A 23,329-nucleotide genomic window follows, 5' to 3' on the forward strand; every position below is an offset into this window, starting at 1 on the left:
GCGCTCCCTCGGGGGTGGTGCGGCCTGCGGGGGCCGGGGGTGTGTGTGCGTTCGGTGGTTCGGAGGTCGTACCGGGAGGTCGTGGCTAGGAGGCGCCCGCGGCGTGGGCCGCGGGCCGGCGCGTGCCGCCGCCGTCCGCCTCCGGCGCGGTGCCGGACGCGGGTTCGGGCGCGGGTTCCGGTGCGGACGCGTCCGCGGGGGCGGGGGCGGGGGCGCCGGGTTCGGGGACGATCAGCTGGGCGATGTCCTTGACCTGGCGGAGCACCGCGGCCTGGTGGCCGCGGAAGTCGTCGTCGAGGGCGTTCTGGATGGACAGCCCGACGAACATCGCGAACAGGCCGCGCAGCATCGTGTCGGTGAAGTCGGGCGGCAGCGTGTTCGCGGGGAACAGCTTCTCGAAGGTCTCCGCGATGGTCTGCAGGATGCGCTCGTTCAGGTCGACGCAGAGCGGCCGCAGCTCCTCGTCGGTGCGGGCCGCGACGGCCAGCTCCATCAGCGCCTTGGCGGGCCGGCCGCGGAAGACCTCCCAGAGCAGGTCGAGCGCGCCGGTGACGTTGCGCCGCTCCTTCGGCAGGACCGCGAACGCCGTTTCGTACGCCAGCCGCTGCGCCTCGAGGAGGTGCTCCAGCGCCGCCGCGACCAGGACCATCTTGGTCGGGTAGTGGTGCTGCTGCGCCCCGCGCGAGACGCCGGCGCGGCGGGCCACCTCGGTGGTGGACGTGCCCGACCAGCCGAGGTCCACCAGGCATTCCATGGTGGCCTCGAGGAGCCGGGCCTGCGTGCGCGACCGGCGTTCCTCCTGGGTGCGGCGCGCCGGGCCGCCGTGGCGCCGGCGCCGCCTGCTGCTCACTGACACGACTCCGACGGTACGAGTCCACTTACAAGCAAGCAAGCCTGCTTGTATGTTGCCCGCATCACAATTGGACGACCCGTCTTATTGATCTTGCGACGGAAAGGTACCGCCGCCGGGGTAGCCGGCCCGGCCCGGCTGCCGCACCGGAGGTACGCGCGGCCGCGCGGATGCCGCGTCCGGGGTAGGGGCGGTGCCTCTCGCAGCCGGACGACGCGGCCCGTACCGGCGCCCGACGATCCCGGCATGGGAAACGCAGCAGAGGCAAGACGAACCAACAACGAGGCGGACGCGGCCAAGGGCGGCGCCCGCACCGAACGGCTCACCAAGGTGTACGGGTCCGGGGACATGGCGGTGCGCGCGCTCGACGAGGTCAGCGTGGCGTTCCCGGCCGGACGGTTCACCGCCATCATGGGCCCGTCCGGCGCCGGCAAATCGACGCTGATGCATTGCGTGGCGGGCCTGGAGAGCGCCACGTCCGGGAAGGTCTGGGTAGGCGACCAGGAGCTCGGGTCGCTGTCGGACCGGCGCCTGACGCGGCTGCGGCGCGAACGCATCGGATTCGTGTTCCAGGCGTTCAACCTGCTGCCCACGCTCACCGCCAAGGACAACATCGTCCTTCCGATGACGCTGGCCGGTACGAACCCCGACCGGGAATGGCTCGACACCGTGGTGCGCGTCCTGCGGCTGGGGCAGCGGCTCTCGCACAAGCCGTCGGAGCTGTCGGGCGGGCAGCAGCAAAGGGTGGCGCTGGCGCGCGCGCTGGTCACCCGTCCACAGATCGTGTTCGCGGACGAACCGACCGGCAACCTCGACTCGCGTACGGGCGCCGAGGTGCTCGCATTGCTGCGCGGCGCCGTCGACGACCTCGGCCAGACGGTGGCGATGGTGACCCATGATCCGGTCGCGGCAGGCTATGCGGACGCCGTCGTCTTCCTGGCGGACGGCCGCATCGTCGACGTCATGGACGCGCCCACCGCCGACCGGGTGCTCGACCGCATGCGGGACCTGTCATGACGGGGCTCGTGTTCAAGGAGCTGTGGGGCCGCAAGCGCCGCATGGCCGGCTCGCTGGTGGCGGTGTTCCTCGGTGTGACGTTCCTGACCGGCACGCTCGTCCTCGGCGACACGCTCGCGTCCAGCATCGACGGGTACTTCTCCGGCGCCTACGGCAAGAGCGACGTCAGCGTCCGCAACGCCACCAAGGTGAGCGACGAGCCGTGGGGCAGCCGCGGCCCGATCGAGGCGTACGTGCTGGAGAAGGTCCGGGGGGTGGACGGCGTCGCGAACGCCGAACCCGTCATCCAGGGGTCGGGGCAGCTGCTCGCCAAGGACGGGACGACGATCCCCTCGCGCGGCCCGAGGACGGCCGGGAACTGGCTGAACGACCCGAAGCTCAACCCCTACCGGCTCGCCGCCGGACGGGCGCCGCGCGCGCCGGACGAGGTCGTCATCAACAAGATGTTCGCCGACGAGGGCCATCTCAAGGTGGGCGACCGGACGGCCGTCCTCACCCCCGAACGCGTCCCGGTGATCGTCGTCGGCATCAGCAAGTTCGGCAATGAGGACGCGTTCGGCGAGACGTCCTTCACCGCGTTCAGCCTCGACGGCGCCCGCAAGTACGTAGCGAAGACACCCGATCGCATCAGCAGCGTTGCGGTCCGCGCCGCCGGAGGGGTGAGCCAAGACGAACTAGCCACGCGCATACGGCCCGTATTGCCCGCCCATACAGAGGCCGTTACCAACCGTGCTCAGGTCGACGAAGGCATGACCGCCGTACAGGACGGCTTCCTCACGGTGTTCCGGACCGTGCTCGGCGCGTTCGGCGGCGTGGCGCTGTTCGTCGCGGCGTTCAGCATCCACAACACCTTCGCGATCACCATGGCGCAGCGGACCCGCGAGTCGGCGCTGCTGCGCGCGCTCGGCGCGGGCCGCCGCCAGGTCGTCACGGTCGCCGGGGCCGAGGCCCTGGTGATCGCCGCGGTCGCTACCCTCGCCGGGCTCGCCGGCGGGCTCGGCTTCGCCGCACTGCTCCGGCTGCTGTTCACCCAGTTCCGGATCGGGATCGCGATGGAGGGGCTCACCGTCTCGGCGACCACGCTGCTGGTCGCGGTCCCCGCCGGGCTGCTGGTGACGCTGGTCGCGGCGCTCGGGCCCGCGCTGCGGGCCTCGCGGGTGCCGCCGCTGGCGGCGCTGCGCGAGGTCGCCGCGGAGCCGTCCCGCCCGTCCGACACCCGGGTGATCGTCGGCGGGGTGTTCGCGGCGGTGGCCGCCGGGACCGTCGTGCTCGGCGCCACCCGCGGGCAGGTGCCGATGGCCGCCGCGGGCGCCGTGCTGTGCCTGGTCGCGATGGTGGTTCTCGGGCCGGCCGTCGCGGGTCCGGTCGCCGCCTTCGTCGGCGCACCGGCCGCCCGGCTGCGCGGCGTGCCCGGGGCCCTGGCCCGCGGCAACGCGACCCGCAGCCCGCGCCGCACCGCCGGCGCGGCGACCGCCCTGATGATCGGCGTCGGCGTCGTCACCCTGCTCACCGTGTTCGTCGGCTCGCTGCGCGCGTCCCTGGAGGACGGCGTCGCCGGGTCGTTCAAGGGCCCGCTCGTCGTGGACGGCGGGAGCAACGAGACCGGCGGCTTCGACCCGCGGCTCGTCCAGGAGGCGGGACGGCTGCCGCAGGTGCGCGCCGTCGCGGGGCTCGGCACCGGAGGCATGCGGGTGGGCGGACGCGTCGCGACCGTCGCCGTCGGCGACCCGTCCGCAGTCGGCCGCGTGCTGGACCTGGACGTCGCGCAGGGCTCGCTCGCCGGCCCCGGCACGTTCGCGGTCTCCAAGAAGATCGCCGACGACCGCGGGTGGCGCCCCGGCTCGCGCGTCGGCCTCACCTTCGCCGACGGCACGACCCAGCAGGTCACGGTCGGCGCCGTGTACGAGGCCACCGACCTGACCGGCGACTACCTCGTCCCCCGGACGATCTGGGACGCCCACACCCGGCAGCCGCTCGACACCCGCGCGTTCGTGCAACTGAGGGCGGGCGCGTCCGTCGCGTCCGCACGGGACACGCTCACCGCGCTCGCCAAGCCGTACGGCGCGCCGGAGGTCGAGACGCGCGGCGACTTCATCGCCGCGCAGACCGCCGACATGAACGGCTTCATCGCCGTCGTCTACGGGATGCTCGCCCTCGCGATCATCGTCGCGCTGCTCGGCATCGCCAACACCCTGTCGCTGTCGGTGCACGAGCGGACCCGCGAGCTCGGCCTGCTCCGCGCGGTCGGCGCGACCCGCCCGCAGATCCGGTCGATGGTCCGCTGGGAGTCGGTGATCGTCGCGCTGTTCGGCACCGCCGGCGGGCTCGGGCTCGGGGTGTTCCTCGGCTGGGGGCTCGGCGCCGCGCTGGGCGACCCGTTCGCGGCGCCGCCCGTCCAGCTCGCGGTGATCGCGCTGGTCGGCGCCGTCGCGGGGGCGCTCGCCGCGGTCCGGCCCGCGCGCCGTGCTGCGCGGCGGGCGATCCTCGCCTCGATCGCCGCCCCCTGATCCGGGGCCCCCGACCGGCCCGGCGCCCCGTCCCGCGGGCCCCCGCGGACGGGGCGCCCGGGCGGATTGCGCCCGGGCGCCGCGGATATTGTGTGTCCATGCAGGTCAACCAGTCGGGCAAGCTGACCAACGTCTGTTACGACATCCGCGGGCCGGTGCTGAAGCGCGCCAAGCAGCTGGAGGCCGAGGGGAACAACATCCTCAAGCTGCACATCGGCAACCCCGCCCCGTTCGGGTTCGAGGCGCCCCCCGAGCTCCTCCAGGACATGATCCGCAACCTGCCGGACGCGCACGGCTACAGCGACTCCAAGGGGATCCTGCCCGCCCGCCGCGCCATCGTGCAGCGGTTCGAGGACGACGGCGTCACCGGCCTGGACGTCGAGGACGTCTACCTCGGCAACGGCGTCTCCGAGCTGATCGTGATGACCCTCCAGGCGCTGCTCAACGACGGCGACGAGGTCCTGATCCCGGCGCCCGACTACCCCCTGTGGACGGCGTCGGTCTCGCTGTGCGGCGGGACGCCCGTCCACTACCTGTGCGACGAGGCCGCCGGCTGGGCGCCGAGCCTCGACGACATCGAGGCCAAGATCGGCGACCGCACCCGGGCGCTCGTGCTGATCAACCCCAACAACCCGACCGGCGCGGTCTACCCGCGCGAGGTGCTCACCCAGATCGTCGAGATCGCCCGCCGCCGCAACCTGATCGTCTTCGCGGACGAGATCTACGACCGAATCCTCTACGACGACGCGGTGCACGTCCCGATCGCCTCGCTCGCCCCCGACCTGCTGTGCCTGACCTTCGGCGGGCTGTCCAAGAACTACCGGGTCGCCGGGTTCCGGGCCGGATGGGTGGTGCTGTCCGGCCCGAAGGAGCACGCCGAGTCCTACATCGAGGGCCTGGACATCCTCGCCAACATGCGGCTGTGCCCGAACGTCCCCGGCCAGCACGCCATCCAGGCCGCGCTCGGCGGCTACCAGAGCATCGACGACCTCGTCCTGCCCACCGGCCGGCTCGGCGAGCAGCGCGACCGCGCCTGGAAGCTGCTCAACGACCTGCCCGGCGTCAGCTGCGTCCGGCCCGACGGCGCGCTGTACGTCTTCCCGCGGCTCGACCCCGAGATGTACCCGATCGAGGACGACATGCGGTTCGCCCTCGACCTGCTCGAACAGCAGAAGCTCCTCGTCGTGCAGGGCACCGGGTTCAACTGGCCGTCCACCGACCACTTCCGCGTCGTCACCCTGCAGTACGCCGACGACCTCGAGGAGGCCATCGGCCGCATCGGCGACTTCCTGAGCACCTACCGCCGCTGACGGGCCGTCACGACCCGGACGCCGCGGCGTCGAGGCGGCGCAGCGCACCGCGCACCACGTCCGGGTCGGTCGTGGCCCAGAACGGCGGCAGCGAGTTCTTCAGGAAGGCGCCGTAGCGGGCCGTGGCCAGCCGCGGGTCGAGGACCGCGACGACGCCCCGGTCGTCCATCGACCGCAGCAGCCGGCCCGCGCCCTGCGCCAGCAGCAGCGCGGCGTGCGTCGCGGCGACGGACATGAACCCGTTGCCGCCGCGCGCCGCCACCGCCCGCGACCGCGCCGACGACACCGGGTCGTCCGGCCGCGGGAACGGGATGCGGTCCATGATCACCAGCTGCAGCGACGGACCGGGGACATCCACCCCCTGCCACAGCGACAGCGTCCCGAACAGGCAGGTCCGCTCGTCCTCGGCGAACTGCCTGACCAGCAGGGACGTGGAGTCCTCGCCCTGGCACAGCAGCGGGTGCGACAGGTGGTCCTTCAGCTCGTCGGCGGCCTGCCGGGCGGCCCGCATCGAGGAGAACAGGCCGAGCGTCCGGCCGCCCGCCGCCTCGATCAACTCGGTGATCTCGGTGAGGTAGGCGTCCGCGAGGCCATCGCGTCCGGGCTGCGGCAGGTGCCGGGCGACGTACAGGATGCCCGACTTCGGGTGGTCGAACGGGGAGCCGACGTCGATCCCGGACCAGACGATCTCCGTGTCGTCCTTCTCGTCCTTGTCGTCGGTCGCGGTCCGCGCGAGGCCCTCGGCCGCGGTGCGAGCGTCCTTGGGCGCGTTCTCACCGAGCGGCGGCAGCCCCCACTGGCGCGCCAGCGGCTCGAACGACCCGCCGAGCGTGAGCGTCGCCGAGGTGAGGACGGCCGTGCGCTGCTCGAACAGCGTCGTCCGCAGCAGCCCGCCCACGCCGATCGGCGCGACATGCAGCGCCGGCGGACGCTTCGGGCGCCCGTCCTGGACGAACGGCTTCTCCAGCCACACCACGTCGAACCGCTGCGAGATCTCGGGCTGGAACGCCTCCAGCATCCGCACGGCGGTGTCGTGCAGATCCTCCAAGGACGACCGCGCGGCCTTGCGGGCGGCCGCGTCGCCCGGATCGGAGTCCTTCTTCTCCGGCCCGATCGCGGTGACGCAGGCGTGCAGGGCGTCCCGGACGGCGGCGAGCGTGTTGCCCAGCGCGGGGGACAGCACGTCCATGCGGCCGGTGGGCAGATCCTCCAGAAGGACGCCGAGGCCCTCCGCGGACTCCTTGAGCCGGTCGGCGACGCCCTCCTCGATGAGCCGCCCGCAGCGCCGCGCAGCCAGCTCCACGGCCGCCGCGCTCAGGTCGCCGGTCGCGACGGAGGTCACCCGGTCGACCAGCTCGTGCGCCTCGTCGACGATGACCACGTCGTGCTCGGGCAGGACCTGGAACTCCTCCAGCGCGTCGATCGCCAGCAGCGCGTGGTTGGTGACCACGATGTGCGACTCGCCCGCCTCGGCGCGCGCCAGCTCGGCGAAGCACTCCGTCCCCTGCGGGCAGCGCTGCGCGCCCAGGCATTCCTTCGCCGTGACGGCCACCTGGCGCCACGCCTGCTCGCTCACCCCCGGGACGAGCTCGTCGCGGTCGCCGGTCGTCGTCTCCTCGGCCCACTCGTTCAGCCGTTTGACCTGGCGTCCCAGCATGGACAGCTGCTGCGGGTCGAACAGCCCCGAGCCGCCCTCGTCCTCGTCGGGCGCGCCCGTCTGCACCCGGTGCAGGCACAGGTAGTTGCGCCGGCCCTTGAGGATCGCGAACTTCAGCTCCCGGCCGAGCAGCGGGTTCAGCGCCTCGGCCAGCCTCGGCAGGTCGCGGTCGACGAGCTGGCGCTGCAGCGCGATCGTGGCGGTCGACACCACCACGGTGGTCTGCTTCTCGACCGCGTACCGGATCGCCGGGACGAGGTAGGCCAGCGACTTGCCGGTGCCGGTGCCCGCCTGCGCGGCCACGTGCTCGCCGGACGCGATGGCCTTCTCCACGGCCTGCGCCATCGTCAGCTGGCCGGGGCGCTCGGCGCCCCCGATGGCCTCGACGGCGGCGGACAGCAGGGTCGTCATGTCCGGAATCTTGGTATCGCTGCCGGTCAGCAGATCTGGGGCGGGCACGTCGGCCAACGCTACCGTCCGCGGCGGACAACCGCGTCCGGCCGCCGTCACGAGAACCGCCCGACCGGGCGGTCATTTCGGTGCCCGGCCATCCCGAACGGCACGGGCTGTGCCGCATCCTGGTTAACACCCGTTGGGGCGGGTCGGCGAAGATAGGGGCCGTGTCTGCAGAACGAGAAGTCCTGACCTGGGAGTTGTTCGGCACCGCCGGACGCGAGCTCGCCCGGGAGATCGCCGCCAGCGGCTACCGGCCCGACCTGATCCTGTCCATCGCCCGCGGCGGCCTGTTCGTCGCCGGATCCCTCGGTTACGCCCTGGACGTCAAGAACCTGCACGTGATGAACGTCGAGTTCTACACCGGCGTCGACCAGCGCCTCGACTTGCCGGTGATGCTCCCGCCGGTGCCGAACGCCGTCGACCTGTCCGGCGCCAAGGTCCTGGTCGCCGACGACGTGGCCGACACCGGCGCGACCCTCAAGCTCGTCCGCGACTTCTGCGCCGACCACGTCGCCGACGTCCGCTGCGCCGTCGTCTACGAGAAGCCGCACTCCGCCGTGAAGTGCGAATACGTGTGGCGGCACACCGACCGCTGGATCAACTTCCCCTGGTCGACCGAGCCCCCCGTCGTCAGCCGCCCGCAGCAGATCCTGGACGCCTGACCCGGAGTTATCCACATTTTCGGCCGGGGTTTCACCCCGCCCGGCCCCGCTGCCAGTGTCGAGGGCATGACAGCACTGGTGATCCGCACCGCCCAAGACGCCATAGCCGCCGTCCCGTACCTGCTGGGGTTCCATCCGTCCCGCAGCCTCGTGGTGATCGGGTACGACGGCCCGCAGGGGACATGCGCCATCCGGCTCGACTTACCGGCCCCCGCCGCGGCCGGCGAACGCGTCGCCGCGCTGCTGTCGGGCAACAGGTTCCGCAAGGTGCTCCTGCTCGGCTACGGGCCGGCGGACGAGGTCGACGACTCCGTCGGCGTCATGTCCGCCGCCCTCACCGCCGCCGGCCTCGCCGTGCTGGAGTCCGTCCGCATCGGTGACGGCCGCTGGTGGTCGCTGACCTGCACCGACGGCTGCTGCCCGGCCGAGGGCACCCCCTACGACATCTCCTCCAGCCTCATCGCCGCGCAGGCCACCCTCGCGGGCCACGTCGCGCTCGCCGACCGCGCCGAACTCGTCCGCTCCGTCCAGCCCCTCGAAGGCCCCGACCGCGAGTCCATGCGCCGGGCCACCGAACGGGCCGAGAGACGCTTCCTGCGCTGGGCCCGAGAACCGGCGCCCCGGTTCCGGTCCCGCACGACGGAGGAGGGGCTCGACCACGTCCCCCGCGTCCTGTCCCGGTCGCGCGCCGGCATCCGCCCGACCGACGACGACGTCGCCTGGCTCGGTTTCCTGCTCACCGACCAGCGCGTCCGCGACGAGGCCTGGATCCGCATCGACGAGGACGCCCCCGCCGCCGACATCGCCTTCTGGCGCGACGTCCTGCGCCGGGTCGAACCTCCCTACGTCCCGGCGCCCGCGTCCCTGCTGGCCTACGCCGCCTACTCCGCCGGCGACGGCGGCCTGGCCAACGTCGCCCTCGAACGCGCCCTGGAAGCCGACCCCGCCTACTCCATGGCCGTCCTGCTCCGCGGCGTCATCGACGCCGGAATCCCGCCCACGAAGGCCCGCATGCGCATGACCCCCCGCCAACTGGCCACCGCCTACAACGAACCAGACCAGGAGGCCAGCTGACCCCCACCCCACCGCGAGAAGCGAAAACCACCACCCCTCCGAAAGAGCCGCCCCAGTGAACCAGCCAACGCCAACCCACAGAAGCCCCGGCCCGCCGCCCCGGCCAGCATCGCGGCAGACGATTGATGCAGACGGTCGCGCGCGGGGGCCGTAGTGGCCTGCCCCTCCGGGACGGGGGGCAGGCCACTACGGCGGCCTGGAGTTGGCCCGCGCGTGGCCGACGCGGTCCGGCCGCCGAAGAGGCGCGTCCCGTCCTCGACGGCTGTCGCCTAGAGTCCTAGGTCTGTGAGGCAGATGGTCGGTCTTCTTGAGGGCGGCCGGAGGGGCGGCAGATGGCACGCGCGGGGCTGACCGCCGAGCGGCTCACGCGGGCGGCGGCGGAGTTGGCCGACGAGATCGGCTTCGAGAAGGTGACGGTCTCCGCGCTCGCGCGCAGATTCGGCGTCAAGGACGCGAGCCTGTATTCGCACGTCAAGAACCTGCAGGACCTCAGGGCCAGGGTGGCGCTGCTGGCCCTGCAGGAACTCGCCGACGAGGCCGCCGCCGCGCTCGCGGGCCGTGCGGGCAAGGAGGCTCTGGTCGCCTTCGCCGGCGCCTACCGCACCTACGCGAAGGAGCACCCGGGAAGGTACGCGGCGGCGCGCCTGCGGCTCGATCCGGAGACGGCGGCCGCCAGCGCGGCGGGCCGGCACGCGGAGATGATGCGGGCGATCCTGCGCGGCTACGACCTGCCAGAGCCGGCCCAGACCGATGCGGTGCGGCTGCTCGGAAGCGTCTTCCACGGCTACGTGAGCCTCGAGGAGTCGGGCGGTTTCGACCATTCCCGCGCGGCCCGCGACGTGGACGCCTCCTGGCACAGCGCCCTGGACGCCCTCGACACCCTGCTCAAAAACTGGCCCCCCACCGACTAACCATCCACCCACGCGGCCAGCAGCCAGCCGCCCACCGCCTGACCGTCCACCCTCGCCCTGGACGCCCCGCCTGCAGGTGACGGTCGTCGGCCGAACGTCTCTACGCGCGCTAAGTGCCTTTTGGCATCGTGCCCTGGGCGTTCTCGACGCCCGCTCAAGAACTGGCCACCTGTCGGCTGACCGCCCGCTCTCACCCTGGGGGCTCTGCGTGCAGGTGACAGGTCGCCGACCGAACATCTCTGCGCGCTGAGAGTGCCTCGTGGCATCGCGCTTGGACGTCCTCGACGTCCTGCTCACAATGGCTGGCGGCTGCCGGTGGATCGTCCAGCCTCCCCGTCGGGGGCCGCGTGTAGATGGCCGCTCGTTGGCTGGTCGCCTTGGCGTGCGATGTGGACGTCTCCTGGCGCTGTGTCCTGGGCACCGCCTGCTCGAGAACTGGCCGCCCGTCGGGTGACCGTCCGCCCTTGTGCTCGGCGCTCTGCTTGTAGGCGGCCGCTCGCTCGCTAGGTGAGCGTTCGCGTTCGTTTGGGGGTCTGCTTTGGGGGGTGGTTGTTGTGTGACGTCTGCGCGCTGGGGGTGGTTGCTGGGTGGGGTGGGGCTTTGTGGGAGGGCGTGGTTCTGGGGGTGGGGTTAGGGGGAGACGGCTTGGCCGGGGGTGCCGGGGTCTATGCGGCGGTCGCGGTTGCGCTCGTTCCAGGCGCGCATGCGCGGCGGGTAACCGACGATCTGCACGTCGTAGGCCGGGACGCCGAGGTCGCGGGCGACCTTGCCGATGACCTTGGGGGAGCCGACGCGGCGGCGGGTCCACTCGCCGTCGTGGGCGACCGCGACCGCGGTGGTGTCGGTGGCGAACGTCTCCGGCTCGATGTAGAACTCGACGCCGCGGCGGTCGCGCGCGAAGGAGATCAGCGCCTCGATGTCGGCGTCCGTCGCCTCGCGGTCGAGTTTGGTCACCGTGGCGCCGCGGTGCCTGCGGATGCCGAATCGGTCCCGGAACCTCATCGCCTGTCCCTGTCGTCGGTGCGGGTCCCGGAAGCGGGGGGTTCGGGACCGGTGGGGTGTCTGCGGACAACGAACATCCGGCGTCACCGGGTTCCCGACACAGCGGCGGTCGTCCCCGGCGAGCCGGGCACAGCACCCTAGACTGGCCGGGCCTGGGAGATCAACAGCGGGGGGTGTTGATGGACGGGCCGATCCTGGTCAGGCGGGCGGCGGCCGCCGTGCTCGCGGCCACCGTGTGCGGCGCGTTGAGCACGCTGGGCCCGGGCCCGCAGCGGGTCGGGCTCGCCGCGGCGTCCGCTCCGGCGCCCGTGCCCAAGCACCGCGGCTCCGCCGGCGCCCAGCATGGTGCGGTGGCGCGGGTGGATTGCCGGCGGGTCAAGTGCGTTGCGCTGACGTTCGACGACGGGCCCGCGGAGAGCACCGGGAGGCTCCTGGACATCCTCGCCGCGCACCATGTGCGGGCGACGTTCTTCATCGTGGGGGAGCAGGCGGCCAAGTACCCCGAGCTGGTGCGGCGCGAGCACGAGGCCGGGCACCAGATCGCCGATCACAGCTACACCCACGCCGACCTCGGCAGGGCGTCGAGGAAGAAGATCCTGTCGGAGCTGACCAGGACGCAGGAGGCGATCCGGCGCGCGTCCGGCATCACGCCGGACATGCTGCGGCCGCCCTACGGGTCGGTGTCGAAGCGGCTGACCGCCATCACGCGGCGGATGGGGCTGGCGCAGGTGCTGTGGACGGTCGACCCGCTCGACTGGGAGCACCGCGACACCCGCTACGTCGAGCGGCGGGTGCTGAAGGCGGTGCGGCCCGGCTACATCGTGCTGATGCACGACATCCACCCGACGACGGTGGACGCCGTCCCGTCGATCATTGAGAAGCTGGCGGCGAGGGGCTACGCGTTCGTGACGGTGCCGGAGCTGTTCGGCGGGTCGCTCACCCCCGGGGAGGAGTACGTCCAGCTGAAGTCAGGGGACCATCAGGGACTTCCCTGATGGTGCCGGCCGGGCGCCGCGCCGACCATGAGGTCTATGGACAGCAGTTACGCGGTGGGGGCCCTGCGGGTGTCGGACGCCGAGCGGGACGAGGTGGTCCGGCGGCTTCAGGACGCATACGCCGAGGGCAGGCTCGACCACGACGAGTTCGACATGCGCGCGCATCTGGCGATGACGTCCAAGACGCGCGACGACCTCGCGGCGGTGACCCGCGACCTGGAACCGGTGCGGGGGCGCGGGCTCCAGGTCGCGGAACCGAACGGCGAGGACCGGATGCTGGCCGCGGCGGCGCACGCGGTGGCGGTGCCGACGCTGTTCGTCGGCCCGCTGGTGCTGATGCTGGTGAGCGGCAAGCGCTCGGACTACATCAGGCGGCAGGCGCGGGAGGCGGTGAACCTCCAGGTCACCCTGCTGCTGATCACGATCGTCACGTTCGGGGTCGGCGGAGCGCTGTACGCGGTGACGTGGATACTGTCCCTCATCGCGGCGGTGTTCGCGCTCGCCGGGCGCGGCTTCCGCTATCCGTGGATTCTGCGCCTGGTGAAGTAGCGGCCTCCGGCGCGGTGACCGCGGACGGGTTTGTCGGCGCGGACGGCGGGGGAAAAGTGAACGTTGGCCGCCTCGCCGGGCGGCCGCGTCCCGAGGAGCCGGACCGCAGATGATCATCGACGTGCCTTTATTCCCCTCCCTACCTGTGATGACCCTAACGTCCGGGTTATGTGGACGGTACATGGGATCATGGCTTAACTATGCAAGGGAGGGGTAGATGACGGAGCTTGCGCTCAAGGACGATCACCAGCGGGCGGTGGAGGCCCTCCGGCGGTCGTACGAGGCGATCCCGGCCGGCACGCCGGTGCGGCTGGCGAAGAAGACCTCGAACCTGTTCCGGTGGCGCGACCCCTCGGCGGCCCCCGGGCTCGACGTGTCGGGCTTCGACCGGGTGCTGAGCGTCGACGCGGACGAGCGGACCGCGCAGGTCCAGGGCATGACCACCTACGAGGACCTGGTCGACGCGACCCTGCCGCACGGGCTGATGCCGACGGTCGTCCCGCAGCTGAAGACGATCACGTTGGGCGGGGCGGTGACCGGGCTCGGCATCGAGTCGACGTCGTTCCGCGACGGCCTCCCGCACGAGGGCGTGCTGGAGATGGAGGTGCTGACCGGCGACGGGCGGATCGTCACCGCGACGCGCGACAACGAGCACTCCGACCTGTTCTACGGCTTCCCGAACTCCTACGGGACGCTCGGCTACTCGCTGCGGCTGAAGATCGAGCTGCGGCCGGTGCGGCCGTACGTCCGGCTGCGGCACCTGCGGTTCGGCGACGCGGCGGAGCTCGCGAAGACGATGGGCGAGATCACCGAGTCCGGGCAGTTCGAGGGCGAGGCCGTCGACTTCGTGGACGGGACGGTGTTCAGCGCGGGCGAGCAGTACATCACGCTCGGCTTCTTCGCCGACGACGCGCCCTACACCTCCGACTACACCGGCCAGGGGATCTACTACCGGTCGATCCAGGAGCGCTCGGTCGACTTCCTGACGGTGCGCGACTACATCTGGCGCTGGGACACCGACTGGTTCTGGTGCTCGGGCGCGTTCGGCGTGCAGAACCCGACCGTGCGGCGGTTGTGGCCGGACAAGTACAAGCGCTCCGACGTGTACCGCAAGATGGTCGCCTACGACCGCCGGTACCAGATCATCGCGCGTGTGGAGCGGTGGCGCGGGCTGCGTCCCCGCGAGGACGTCATCCAGGACATCGAGGTGCCGGTCGAGCGGCTGCCGGAGTTCCTGGAGTTCTTCCACGGCAAGGTGGGGATGAGCCCGATCTGGCTGTGCCCGCTGCGCGCGAAGGAGCGCTGGCCGCTGTACCCGCTGGAGGTCGGCCGCCCGTACGTCAACGTCGGGTTCTGGGGGACGGTCCGGCTTCCTCCCGGTCAGATCCCCGAGTACCACAACCGGCTGATCGAGCGCGAGGTCGCCAAGCTTGACGGCCACAAGTCCCTGTACTCGACCGCTTTTTACGGCAGGGACGAGTTCTGGCGGTACTACGACGGGGAGACCTACCGGCGGCTCAAGGGGGAGTACGACCCCGGCGAGCGGCTGCTGGACCTCTACGACAAGTGCGTGCGCGGACGCTGACCTGCGTCCGCGGTTTCGGGGGGTGGGCCCCGGAGGGTCCGGCGGTCGACCATCGCCGTCCCGTCCGGGGCGAAGAGACAGGAGGATCAAGATGACGCTGGCCAGGGTCTTCGAGCAGCTCGCCGGGGCTGAGGCGCCAGTGGAGTTCACGGCGTACGACGGTTCGCGGTCGGGGGTTCCCGGCGCGCCGATCCGGTTCGACATCCGCTCGCCCTACGCGGTGTCCTATCTCGTGCATTCGCCGGGGGCGCTCGGTCTGGCCCGCGCGTACGTGACCGGCATGATCGACGTCGACGGGAACATGATCGAGGCGTTGACGACGATGCAGCAGGTGCTCAGCGACGTGACGCCGCGCGACAAGGCGCGGGTCGTCGCGGGCGTGCTGAAGGACCCGCTGCTGCGCGCCGCGATGTCCCGCCGGCTGGACCCGCCGCCGCAGGAGGCGCCCTTCAGCCGCATCCCGTCGTGGCTGCGGCACACCAAGCGGCGCGACGCGAAGGCCATCTCGCACCACTACGACGTGTCCAACACGTTCTACGAGTGGGTGCTCGGCCCGTCCATGGCCTACACGTGCGCGTGCTTCCCCGAGGAGCACTCGACGCTGGAGGAGGCGCAGTTCCACAAGCACGACCTGGTGGCCAAGAAGATCGGGCTGAAGCCCGGGATGCGGCTGCTGGACGTGGGCTGCGGCTGGGGCGGGATGGTGATGCACGCCGCCAAGGAGTACGGCGTGAAGGCGCTCGGGGTGACGCTGTCCAAGCAGCAGGCCGAGTGGGCGCAGAAGGCCATCGCCGACCGGGGCCTGTCGGACCTGGCGGAGGTCCGGCACATGGACTACCGCGACGTGACCGAGACGGGCTTCGACGCCATCAGCTCCATCGGCCTGACCGAGCACATCGGCAAGAAGAACCTGCCGTCGTACTTCTCGTTCCTGTACGGGAAGGTGAAGCCCGGCGGGCGGATGCTGAACCACACCATCACCCGTCCGAACAACCTGGTGCCTCCGCGCAAGGAGAACGGGTTCATCAACCGGTACGTGTTCCCGGACGGTGAGCTGGAGGGGCCGGGCTACGTCCAGCAGCAGATGAACGACGCGGGCTTCGAGATCCGGCACCAGGAGAACCTGCGCGAGCACTATGCGCGGACCCTCACCGGATGGTGCCGGAACCTGGACGAGCACTGGGACGAGGCCGTCGCCGAGGTCGGCGAGGGCACGGCCCGGGTGTGGCGCGTCTACATGGCGGGCTGCGTGCTGGGCTTCAACCAGAACTGGATCCAGCTGCACCAGACCCTGGGCGTGAAGCTCGACGAGAACGGCGGCAGCCACATGCCGCTGCGTCCCGACTGGGGCGTGTGACGGGGCGGACGCTCCCGCCAGCGGGTGGCGGCGGATCGGCCGGGTGACCGGCCGGCCCGCCGCCTTCTCGTATGACCAGGCCTCTCGTATGACCAGGCCTGACGCCGCCCGTGCGCATGTGCCCTTCTCTCCGGGGAAGCAGGGGTGGCGTGGACGAACGGGACGTCGGTGAGGTCGCGCGACGGGCACTGGGTCTGGAGCGGCTGCGGCCGGGTCAGCGCGAGGCGATGGAGGCGCTCGCCGGCGGCCGTGACGCGCTGGTCGTCATGCCGTCGGGCGGCGGGAAGTCGGCGGTGTACGACGTCGCCGGGATCGTGCTGGGCGGGCCGGTCGTGGTGGTGTCGCCGCTGGTGTCGCTGCAGCGCGACCAGTCGCTCGGGCTGCGGGAGGCGGGGCTGGAGACCCATGTGCTGAACGCGGCGACGGGGCGCGGGCTGCGGGAGAAGGCGGAGGCGGCGCTGGCCGGGGACGCGGCGGCGTTCGTGTTCATGGCCCCCGAGCAGTTGCTGCGCGACGACGTGCGCCGGCTCCTCATGGGCGCGCCGCCCGCGCTCCTGGTGGTGGACGAGGCGCACTGCATCACGGCGTGGGGCCACGACTTCCGTCCCGACTACCTGCGGCTGGGCGCGGTCGTGGAGTCGCTCCCCGAGCGTCCGGTGGTGGCGGCGCTGACCGCGACGGCGGCGCCGCCGGTCCGCGCCGAGATCGTCGAACGGCTCGGGCTGCGCGATCCCGTGGAGGTCATCCGGGGGTTCGACCGGCCCGAGATCGGGCTCGCGGTGCGCAGATTCCGGGACGCGGAGGAGCAGTCGGACGCCGTCGTGGCGGCCGCGCAAGAGCGGGAGGGCCCCGGCATCGTCTACGTGGGCACACGCAGGGAAGCCGTCCGGTACGCCGACCGGCTGGACGGCGCCCGTCCCTATCACGCCGGGCTGCGCAAGAGCGAGCGCGATGAGGTGCAGGCGTCCTTCATGGACGGCGCGACGAGGATCGTCGTGGCGACCAACGCGTTCGGCATGGGCATCGACAAGCCCGACATCCGCTTCGTCCTCCACGCGAACGTTCCGGGCTCGCTCGACGCGTACTACCAGGAGATCGGGCGCGCCGGACGCGACGGCGGGCGCGCCGAGGCGGTCTGCTTCTACCGGCCCGACGACCTGGCCCTGCCGAAGTTCTTCACCGGCGGCCTCCCGGACGAGGACATGGTCGCCGATGTGTACGGCGCGGTGAACGAGGGACCGACGACCCGGCGAGACCTGGCCAAGCGGCTCGGCGTCTCCTTGCGCCGGCTCGTCGTCGTCCTCGATCTGCTCCAAGAGGCCGATGCCGTGCGGCTGGGCAAGCGCGTCCGGCCCGTCCGCGACGCGCCCGGGACGGACGACGTGGTCGCGGCGGTGACGCGCCTTGCGGAGCAGCGACGCGACGTGGAACGGACGCGTATCGACATGATGCGCCGCTACTGCGAGCTGACCGATTGCCGTCGCCGCTTTCTGCTGCGGTACTTCGGCGAAAGCTACGACAAGCGCTGCGGACGGTGCGACAACTGCGAGGCGGGACGGGCCGAGGCGCGTGCGGACAACCGGACGTTCCCCACCGGCGTACAGGTGGAGCACCGCGAATGGGGACACGGGCAGGTGGTGGGGGGCGAAGGCGATCGCGTCACCGTCCTGTTCGATGACGTCGGCTATCGGGAACTGCTCGTGGAGTCGGTCGTCGAGAACGAACTGCTCAAGCGCCTCTAGCCCCGCGGCTAACCGGCCGCGAGGCCACGCTCGATGCGGTCGAGCCACGCGTCCACGGGCCCGAACGTGAGCAGGCCGCTGCCCGCGCCCGCGAGTTCCCCGGCGGCGGGCAGCAGCCGGTCGCGGGTGCGCTCCAGGAGGGGCTTGTCGCCGAGGTCCAGCGCGGCCGCGGCCTCCAGGCAGCACATCGCCTCGTACATCAGGTCGGCGGGCGGCTCGGGCAGGGCGTGCAGCGCCGCCCTCGCCTCGTCCCGCCGCCCGGCGTTCAGCAGCGCGAGCGGTTCGGCCCAGGGACGGTACGGGCCCCAGTCGTCCTCCATGTCGATCTCGATCGGGCTCCGGCCGCCGAGCATGCGCGCGCTCAACAGCGCGAGCGGCAGCAGGCCGGTGGACAGGCCGGGCATTCCGGCGCCGTCCAGGGTCCCGGCAGCCGCCCGGTACGCCGCCTCCATCTCCGCCACCGAGGCCCGTCCGGACGCGGCCGACCGCAGCGCCGCGTACCACCGCGTGAACACGTCGACCAGTGGGCGTTCGTGGCGTTCGGCCAGCCGGCCGACCTGCGCCGCGTGGTCGTCCGCCGCCGGGAAGTCGGCGAGCGCGCCGCGGGCCTGGACCCGCACGAGGTGCCCGAGGATCTCGAAGGCCACCAGGCCGTGCCGGGCCGACAGCCCGACCAGCTCGGCGCCGATCGCGTCCCTGCGGGCGGCGAGCCCCGCCCGCGTGCACGACTGCATGAACGCGCCGTTGAGCGCGAACGCCAGCACCGCCGGATCGTCCAGCCGCCGCGCCAGCGCCTCCGCCTCCGCCGCGGCCTCCGGGCCGCGCGGCGAGCGCGTCCCGCGCATCTCCAGCGCGATCGTGGACAGCAGGCGCGCCCGCGTCGCGTCGTGCGCGAGCCCCGGCGGCAGCCCGGCCAGGGCGCGTTCGGCCGCCGCGACGATCCGGCGCGCGAGCTCCGGGTCGTCGCTGCGCGTCCAGATCGCCGGGACGTCGTAGGCGCCGATCACCCGGGCGGTCAGCTCCGGGTCGCCGAACTCCTCCGCCGCGGTGACGGCCGCCAGCCGGTGCCCCCGTGCCGCCTCCAGCCCCGCGCCCCCGGTCACCGCCAGGTCGCGGATCAGGCCGACCGTGGACTCCAGCCGCGTGCGGGCACCCGCGGCGACCGTCCGGTCGTAGTCGGCGGCCGTCCGCGTCCACAGCCGTGCCGCCGCCGACTCCGGCTCGGCCTGGCGGTCCAGTCCCGGGTCCTGGGCGAGCACGTCGGCCTCCATCCGCCGCAGCTCGGGACCCGGGTCCAGGCCGAGCTGCCCGGCGAGGATGTCGCGGGCGCGGCGCAGCACCGCCAGCGCGTCGGCCTGCCGGCCCGTCCGGTACAGGGCGAGCGCCAGCAGGCGCCAGCCCGATTCGCGCCATGGATGCTCGCTGACGTGCGCGTCCAGGTCCGGCACGGTCTCGGCGGCCAACCCGGCGTCGAGCCGCGCCTGCGCCCGCCGCTCCACGGCGTGCAACCGCAGCTCGGCCAGCCGGGAGCGCTCCGCGCGGGCCCAGGGCTCGTCGGCGAAGTCGGCGTAGGCGGGGCCGCGCCACCAGCCCAGCGCCTCGTCCAGCGCGGCCTGCGCCCGGTCGGGCGGCAGTTCGGCGGCGGCGGACACGGCCTGCTCGAACCGCCAGGCGTCCACCTGGTCCGGCTCCGCGCGCAGCGCGTATCCGGGGCCTTCGGTGACCAGCAGCCGGGACGGGGTGCGCGGCGCGCGGTCCGGCTCCAGCGCCCGGCGCAGCGCGGCCACGAACGTCCGCACCGCGCCCACCGCGCCCGGCGGCGGGACGTCCCACAGGTCGTCGACCAGCAGGCCGACCGGGACGACGCGCCTGCGGGCGACGATCAGCCGGGCGAGCACGGCGCGGTGCCGCGGCCCCTTCAGGGCGACCGGCGCGCCCGCCGCGTCCCAGGCCGTCACCGGCCCCAGCACCCCGAACACGACCCCCACCCGTCTCGCCCTTCCCCGCAAGCCGCCCCTGGTCACGGTAGCGCGCTGACCGGATGCTCATTCGCGCCCCTCAACCTGGTGACAACACCCGATAAAGGAGAAGGACGACACCATGACCACAACGATCAGCGGCTTCGACTACCAGCGGATCCCCGTCGCGGACGGCGTGTCCCTCAACGTGGCCGTCGGCGGCTCGGGCAGCCCCGTCGTGCTGCTGCACGGCTTCCCGCAGACCCATCTGATGTGGCGGCACGTCGCCGCCGACCTGGCCGCCGACCACACCGTGATCGTTCCCGACCTGCGCGGGTACGGCGCGAGCGACAAGCCGGCGGAGGAGAGTCAGGACACCTACTCCAAGCGGACCATGGCGGCCGACATCGTCGCCCTCGCCCGCGCGCTCGGGCACGAGCGCTTCGCGCTGGCCGGGCACGACCGCGGCGCCCTGGTCGCCTTCCGCGCCGGCCTTGACCACCCGGAAACGATCACCCATCTGGCCTGCCTGGACGTGCTGCCCACCCTGGAGATGTGGGACGCGATGCACGGCGTGAGCGCGGCCGTCGGTTTCCACCTCTACCTCATGGCGCAGCCGCCCGGCCTGCCGGAGCAGATGATCGCCGCGACCGCCGACCCGTTCTTCGGCCACTTCCTGGACGTCTGGGGTGCCGGCCCGGACGCGATCCCGGCCGACGTCCGGGCCGCCTACCTGGACGCGTGCCGCGCCGCCGTCCCGTCGATCGTCGCCGACTACCGCGCGTCCGCCGGTATCGACATCGAGCACGACCAGGCCGACCGGGACGCCGGCAACCGGCTGCGGATGCCGGTCGCCGTCCTGCAGCAGGACTGGGGCGCCGCGCTCGGCTTCGACGCGCGGGCGCTGTGGTCGGCCTGGGCGCCGGACCTGGTGCACGGGACGGTCGACCACGGCCACTTCATGGCCGAGCAGGCGCCCGCCGAGATCGCCAAGACCCTCCGCGACCTGCTGGCGCGCTGAGCCGCCCAGCCGCCCCAGCCGCCCAGCCGCCCAGCCGGTCAGTCGGCCAGCCAGCCGAGGATGCGGCGGTTGACGTCGGCGGGACGGTCCAACTGGAGGAAGTGGCCCCCGCCGGGGACGAGTTCGGCGCGCGACCCCGGCGGCAGGGCGGCCAGGACGGCGCCGAGGTCGCCTCCGGGGGCGACGACGTCCGGACCGAGGCAGCCGTCCTCCGAACCGTGCAGGTAGAGGACGGGGCGCTCGCCCACCGAGGAGGCCGCCTTCTGCTCGGCGGCATAGCGCTCGACGTGGCGGGACGGGTCGAGCATCGCGCGGTAGTAGCCGATCGCGGCCGCCAGGTTGTCCGGCGTGGCCAGGCAGTCCATGACGTGGTCGACGTCCTCGGCGGCGTAGCCGGAGTCCTTCGGCGACCAGTCCCGCCACAGGCCCTCGATGAAGGAGCGGTTGACGGCGGCCTCCGCCAACGGCGTCTGGAAAAGGAAGATGTAGAACGAGCGCTTGAGCTGCTCGTAGTCGAAGAACGCCGTGACCATCACCGCCAGGGGCGGGACGGACATGGCGACGGCCTTGCGCCAGCGGCCGGGGGCCGCCGCGGCGGCGCCGTAGGCGGCGAAGGCGCCCCAGTCGTGGCCGATGACGACGGCGTCGGAGCCGCCGCCGAACGCCTCGTGCAGGGCGTTGGCGTCGGCGGCCAGGGCACCGCCCTGGTAGGCGCCGTCCTCGGGCACCGACGTCGGCGCGTACCCGCGCATGAAGGGCGCGACCGCCCGGTGGCCGGCGGCGGCCAGTTCGGGGAGCAGGTGCCGCCAGGTGTGCGCCGAGTCCGGGAAGCCGTGCAGGCACAGCGCGAGCGGCCCGTCCTCGGGGCCCGCCGCCAGGTATCCGAACTCCAGCCCGTTCGCCCTGACCGATCCGGTCGTGATGTCGCCCATGCGGGTGATCGCCTCCTTGGTCCCGCGGCGACGCTACCCCGGCGCGTCCGCCGCGGATCGGACCGGGTGCGGCCACGTGACCGCACCACTACGGATACATGTGTCTAGATACGTATTTACATCGAATTCCGTTGTCACCTAGCATCGAGACAACTGGATCGCTCACATTGTGTGCGGCGTCCTCGGGTCGTGACAAGGGAAGCGTGATGACGGAGCCGGACAGGACCAGCCAGCAGAACGAACCGATGCAGAAGGCGGCCCGCGACCACCTGTGGATGCACTTCGCGCGGCACGCGGCGTCGCAGGACGGCGCCGAGATCCCGGTGATCGTCCGCGGCGAGGGCCCGTACGTCTACGACGCGGCGGGCCGGCGCTACCTCGACGGGCTGTCCGGCCTGTTCACCGTCCAGGCCGGGCACGGCCGCGAGGAGCTGGCGCAGGCCGCCGCCAAGCAGGCCGCCGAGCTGGCCTACTTCCCGATCTGGTCGTACGCGCACCCGAAGGCCGTCGAGCTGGCCGAGCGGCTCGCCGGGCTGGCCCCGGACGGCCTGGACCGGGTGTTCTTCACCACCGGCGGCGGCGACGCGGTGGAGAGCGCCTGGAAGCTCGCCAAGCAGTACTTCAAGCTGACCGGCAAGCCCACCAAGCACAAGGTGATCAGCCGCGCGGTCGCCTACCACGGCACCCCGCACGGCGCGCTGTCGCTGACCGGCCTGCCGGGGCTGAAGGCGCCGTTCGAGCCGCTGGTGCCGAGCGCGTTCCGGGTGCCCAACACCAACATCTACCGGGCGTCCGAGCACGGCGACGACCCGGAGGCGTTCGGCCGCTGGGCCGCCGACCGGATCGAGGAGGCCATCGAGTTCGAGGGGCCCGACACCGTCGCGGCGGTGTTCCTGGAGCCGGTGCAGAATTCGGGCGGCTGCTTCCCGCCGCCGCCCGGGTACTTCCAGCGCGTCCGCGAGATCTGCGACCGGCACGACGTGCTGCTGGTGTCGGACGAGGTGATCTGCGCGTTCGGCCGCCTCGGCACCATGTTCGGCGCGCAGCGCTTCGGCTACACGCCGGACATCATCACCTTCGCCAAGGGGGTGACCTCCGGGTACTCGCCGCTCGGCGGCATGCTCGTCACCGACCGGCTGTTCGAGCCCTTCAAGCACGGCACGACGATGTTCGCGCACGGCTACACCTTCGGCGGCCACCCGGTGTCGGCGGCGGTGGCGCTGGCCAACCTCGACCTGTTCGAGCGCGAGGACCTCCTCGGCCACGTCATGCGCAACCGCGACGCGTTCCGCGCGACGCTGGAGCGGCTGCGCGACCTGCCGATCGTCGGGGACGTCCGCGGCGACGGCTACTTCTACGGCATCGAGCTGGTCAAGGACGGGGACACCCGGGAGACCTTCGACGAGGACGAGTCGGAGCGGCTGCTGCGCGGCTTCCTCGACAAGGCGCTGTACGAGGCGGGCCTGTACTGCCGCGCCGACGACCGCGGCGACCCGGTCGTCCAGCTCGCGCCGCCGCTGACCTGCGACCAGTCGCACTTCGACGAGATCGAGCAGATCCTGCGGTCGGTCCTGACGGAGGCGTGGGCGCGGTTGTGATCCTTCCGGGCGCGCCCGGTGCGGTGCGGGCGCGCCCGGACGTCCGGTACGGTCGGGGCTCGGGCACGGCGATGTGACGCGGGTCACCGCGCCGTCCGGTGTCGCCCGCGCGCTTTACTTTGAGACAGTGCTTGTAAACCGAATCA

18 protein-coding genes are annotated in these 23,329 nt (G+C 72.5%); 13 read left to right on the forward strand and 5 right to left on the reverse strand.

Annotated features, from left to right (window positions below; all coding sequences use genetic code 11):
* Positions 1-85 precede the first annotated feature (85 nt).
* Complete coding sequence (locus QP089_RS16105; protein ID WP_285912419.1) at positions 86-856, reverse strand: TetR/AcrR family transcriptional regulator; 771 nt, start codon at positions 854-856, stop codon at positions 86-88.
* Between the two features lie 240 nt (positions 857-1,096).
* Here QP089_RS16105 and QP089_RS16110 point away from each other — a divergent pair, with 240 nt between their 5' ends.
* The 3 genes from QP089_RS16110 to QP089_RS16120 all read left to right on the forward strand — a co-directional run bounded on the left by QP089_RS16110 (position 1,097) and on the right by QP089_RS16120 (position 5,684).
* Complete coding sequence (locus tag QP089_RS16110) at positions 1,097-1,867, forward strand: ABC transporter ATP-binding protein (protein ID WP_285912420.1); 771 nt, start codon at positions 1,097-1,099, stop codon at positions 1,865-1,867.
* Positions 1,864-4,374, forward strand: a complete 2,511-nt coding sequence (locus tag QP089_RS16115) for an ABC transporter permease (protein WP_285912421.1) — start codon at positions 1,864-1,866, stop codon at positions 4,372-4,374. The genes QP089_RS16110 and QP089_RS16115 overlap by 4 nt, the downstream gene beginning before the upstream one ends.
* Positions 4,375-4,472: 98 nt before the next feature.
* The gene (locus tag QP089_RS16120; protein WP_285912422.1) at positions 4,473-5,684 is read left to right on the forward strand and encodes a pyridoxal phosphate-dependent aminotransferase; all 1,212 of its coding nucleotides are present in this window, start codon (positions 4,473-4,475) and stop codon (positions 5,682-5,684) included.
* A 7-nt stretch (positions 5,685-5,691) separates the two neighbouring features.
* On the opposite strand, the gene QP089_RS16125 is transcribed toward QP089_RS16120, so the two are convergent.
* Positions 5,692-7,752 carry an ATP-dependent DNA helicase gene (locus QP089_RS16125; RefSeq protein ID WP_285912808.1) on the reverse strand — a complete coding sequence of 687 codons (2,061 nt, stop codon included), beginning with the start codon at positions 7,750-7,752 and terminating at the stop codon, positions 5,692-5,694.
* Positions 7,753-7,961: 209 nt separating this feature from the next.
* On the opposite strand from QP089_RS16125, the gene QP089_RS16130 reads away from it, so the two are divergent.
* From QP089_RS16130 to QP089_RS16140, 3 genes are all read left to right on the forward strand, one after another.
* Positions 7,962-8,459, forward strand: a complete 498-nt coding sequence (locus QP089_RS16130; RefSeq protein ID WP_285912423.1) for a phosphoribosyltransferase — start codon at positions 7,962-7,964, stop codon at positions 8,457-8,459.
* Between the two features lie 66 nt (positions 8,460-8,525).
* A complete protein-coding gene (locus tag QP089_RS16135; protein ID WP_285912424.1) occupies positions 8,526-9,533 on the forward strand; it encodes a DUF4192 domain-containing protein in 1,008 nt (335 codons plus the stop codon).
* Positions 9,534-9,865: 332 nt separating this feature from the next.
* Positions 9,866-10,444: a TetR/AcrR family transcriptional regulator gene (locus QP089_RS16140; protein ID WP_285912425.1), complete on the forward strand. Its 579-nt coding sequence runs from the start codon at positions 9,866-9,868 to the stop codon at positions 10,442-10,444.
* A gap of 630 nt (positions 10,445-11,074) precedes the next feature.
* On the opposite strand, the gene QP089_RS16145 is transcribed toward QP089_RS16140, so the two are convergent.
* A complete protein-coding gene (locus QP089_RS16145) occupies positions 11,075-11,446 on the reverse strand; it encodes a hypothetical protein (protein ID WP_285912426.1) in 372 nt (123 codons plus the stop codon).
* A 179-nt stretch (positions 11,447-11,625) separates the two neighbouring features.
* Between QP089_RS16145 and QP089_RS16150 the strand changes: the two genes are divergently transcribed.
* From QP089_RS16150 to QP089_RS16170, 5 genes are all read left to right on the forward strand, one after another.
* The gene (locus QP089_RS16150; RefSeq protein ID WP_285912427.1) at positions 11,626-12,441 is read left to right on the forward strand and encodes a polysaccharide deacetylase family protein; all 816 of its coding nucleotides are present in this window, start codon (positions 11,626-11,628) and stop codon (positions 12,439-12,441) included.
* Between the two features lie 36 nt (positions 12,442-12,477).
* Entirely contained in the window at positions 12,478-12,990 is a 513-nt protein-coding gene (locus QP089_RS16155; RefSeq protein ID WP_285912428.1) for a DUF1707 and DUF4870 domain-containing protein, read from the forward strand.
* 217 nt (positions 12,991-13,207) lie between these two features.
* Positions 13,208-14,575, forward strand: coding sequence for an FAD-binding oxidoreductase (locus QP089_RS16160; protein ID WP_285912429.1), 1,368 nt, complete (start codon positions 13,208-13,210; stop codon positions 14,573-14,575).
* Positions 14,576-14,666: 91 nt separating this feature from the next.
* Positions 14,667-15,932 carry an SAM-dependent methyltransferase gene (locus QP089_RS16165; RefSeq protein WP_285912430.1) on the forward strand — a complete coding sequence of 422 codons (1,266 nt, stop codon included), beginning with the start codon at positions 14,667-14,669 and terminating at the stop codon, positions 15,930-15,932.
* A 149-nt stretch (positions 15,933-16,081) separates the two neighbouring features.
* Positions 16,082-17,674 carry a RecQ family ATP-dependent DNA helicase gene (locus tag QP089_RS16170; RefSeq protein WP_285912431.1) on the forward strand — a complete coding sequence of 531 codons (1,593 nt, stop codon included), beginning with the start codon at positions 16,082-16,084 and terminating at the stop codon, positions 17,672-17,674.
* Between the two features lie 8 nt (positions 17,675-17,682).
* On the opposite strand, the gene QP089_RS16175 is transcribed toward QP089_RS16170, so the two are convergent.
* The gene (locus QP089_RS16175) at positions 17,683-19,662 is read right to left on the reverse strand and encodes an AfsR/SARP family transcriptional regulator (RefSeq protein ID WP_285912432.1); all 1,980 of its coding nucleotides are present in this window, start codon (positions 19,660-19,662) and stop codon (positions 17,683-17,685) included.
* Between the two features lie 112 nt (positions 19,663-19,774).
* Here QP089_RS16175 and QP089_RS16180 point away from each other — a divergent pair, with 112 nt between their 5' ends.
* Complete coding sequence (locus QP089_RS16180) at positions 19,775-20,653, forward strand: alpha/beta fold hydrolase (protein WP_285912433.1); 879 nt, start codon at positions 19,775-19,777, stop codon at positions 20,651-20,653.
* A 38-nt stretch (positions 20,654-20,691) separates the two neighbouring features.
* On the opposite strand, the gene QP089_RS16185 is transcribed toward QP089_RS16180, so the two are convergent.
* The gene (locus QP089_RS16185; protein ID WP_285912434.1) at positions 20,692-21,585 is read right to left on the reverse strand and encodes an alpha/beta fold hydrolase; all 894 of its coding nucleotides are present in this window, start codon (positions 21,583-21,585) and stop codon (positions 20,692-20,694) included.
* A gap of 206 nt (positions 21,586-21,791) precedes the next feature.
* On the opposite strand from QP089_RS16185, the gene QP089_RS16190 reads away from it, so the two are divergent.
* On the forward strand, positions 21,792-23,183 hold the full coding sequence (locus QP089_RS16190) for an aspartate aminotransferase family protein (protein ID WP_285912435.1): 1,392 nt from the start codon (positions 21,792-21,794) through the stop codon (positions 23,181-23,183).
* Positions 23,184-23,329 lie beyond the last annotated feature (146 nt).

This window comes from Actinomadura opuntiae, from assembly GCF_030283205.1.
GTDB lineage: Bacteria > Actinomycetota > Actinomycetes > Streptosporangiales > Streptosporangiaceae > Spirillospora.

Excerpts from the sequence above, each read along its gene's own strand:
- QP089_RS16135 (WP_285912424.1), top strand. The coding sequence starts at position 8,526 with ATGACAGCACTGGTGATCCGCACCGCCCAAGACGCCATAGCCGCCGTC.
- QP089_RS16115 (WP_285912421.1), top strand. The coding sequence starts at position 1,864 with ATGACGGGGCTCGTGTTCAAGGAGCTGTGGGGCCGCAAGCGCCGCATG.
- QP089_RS16165 (WP_285912430.1), top strand. The coding sequence starts at position 14,667 with ATGACGCTGGCCAGGGTCTTCGAGCAGCTCGCCGGGGCTGAGGCGCCA.
- QP089_RS16125 (WP_285912808.1), bottom strand. The coding sequence starts at position 7,752 with ATGACGACCCTGCTGTCCGCCGCCGTCGAGGCCATCGGGGGCGCCGAG.
- QP089_RS16110 (WP_285912420.1), top strand. The coding sequence starts at position 1,097 with ATGGGAAACGCAGCAGAGGCAAGACGAACCAACAACGAGGCGGACGCG.
- QP089_RS16155 (WP_285912428.1), top strand. The coding sequence starts at position 12,478 with ATGGACAGCAGTTACGCGGTGGGGGCCCTGCGGGTGTCGGACGCCGAG.
- QP089_RS16190 (WP_285912435.1), top strand. The coding sequence starts at position 21,792 with ATGACGGAGCCGGACAGGACCAGCCAGCAGAACGAACCGATGCAGAAG.
- QP089_RS16140 (WP_285912425.1), top strand. The coding sequence starts at position 9,866 with ATGGCACGCGCGGGGCTGACCGCCGAGCGGCTCACGCGGGCGGCGGCG.
- QP089_RS16145 (WP_285912426.1), bottom strand. The coding sequence starts at position 11,446 with ATGAGGTTCCGGGACCGATTCGGCATCCGCAGGCACCGCGGCGCCACG.
- QP089_RS16185 (WP_285912434.1), bottom strand. The coding sequence starts at position 21,585 with ATGGGCGACATCACGACCGGATCGGTCAGGGCGAACGGGCTGGAGTTC.
- QP089_RS16180 (WP_285912433.1), top strand. The coding sequence starts at position 19,775 with ATGACCACAACGATCAGCGGCTTCGACTACCAGCGGATCCCCGTCGCG.
- QP089_RS16120 (WP_285912422.1), top strand. The coding sequence starts at position 4,473 with ATGCAGGTCAACCAGTCGGGCAAGCTGACCAACGTCTGTTACGACATC.
- QP089_RS16150 (WP_285912427.1), top strand. The coding sequence starts at position 11,626 with ATGGACGGGCCGATCCTGGTCAGGCGGGCGGCGGCCGCCGTGCTCGCG.
- QP089_RS16160 (WP_285912429.1), top strand. The coding sequence starts at position 13,208 with ATGACGGAGCTTGCGCTCAAGGACGATCACCAGCGGGCGGTGGAGGCC.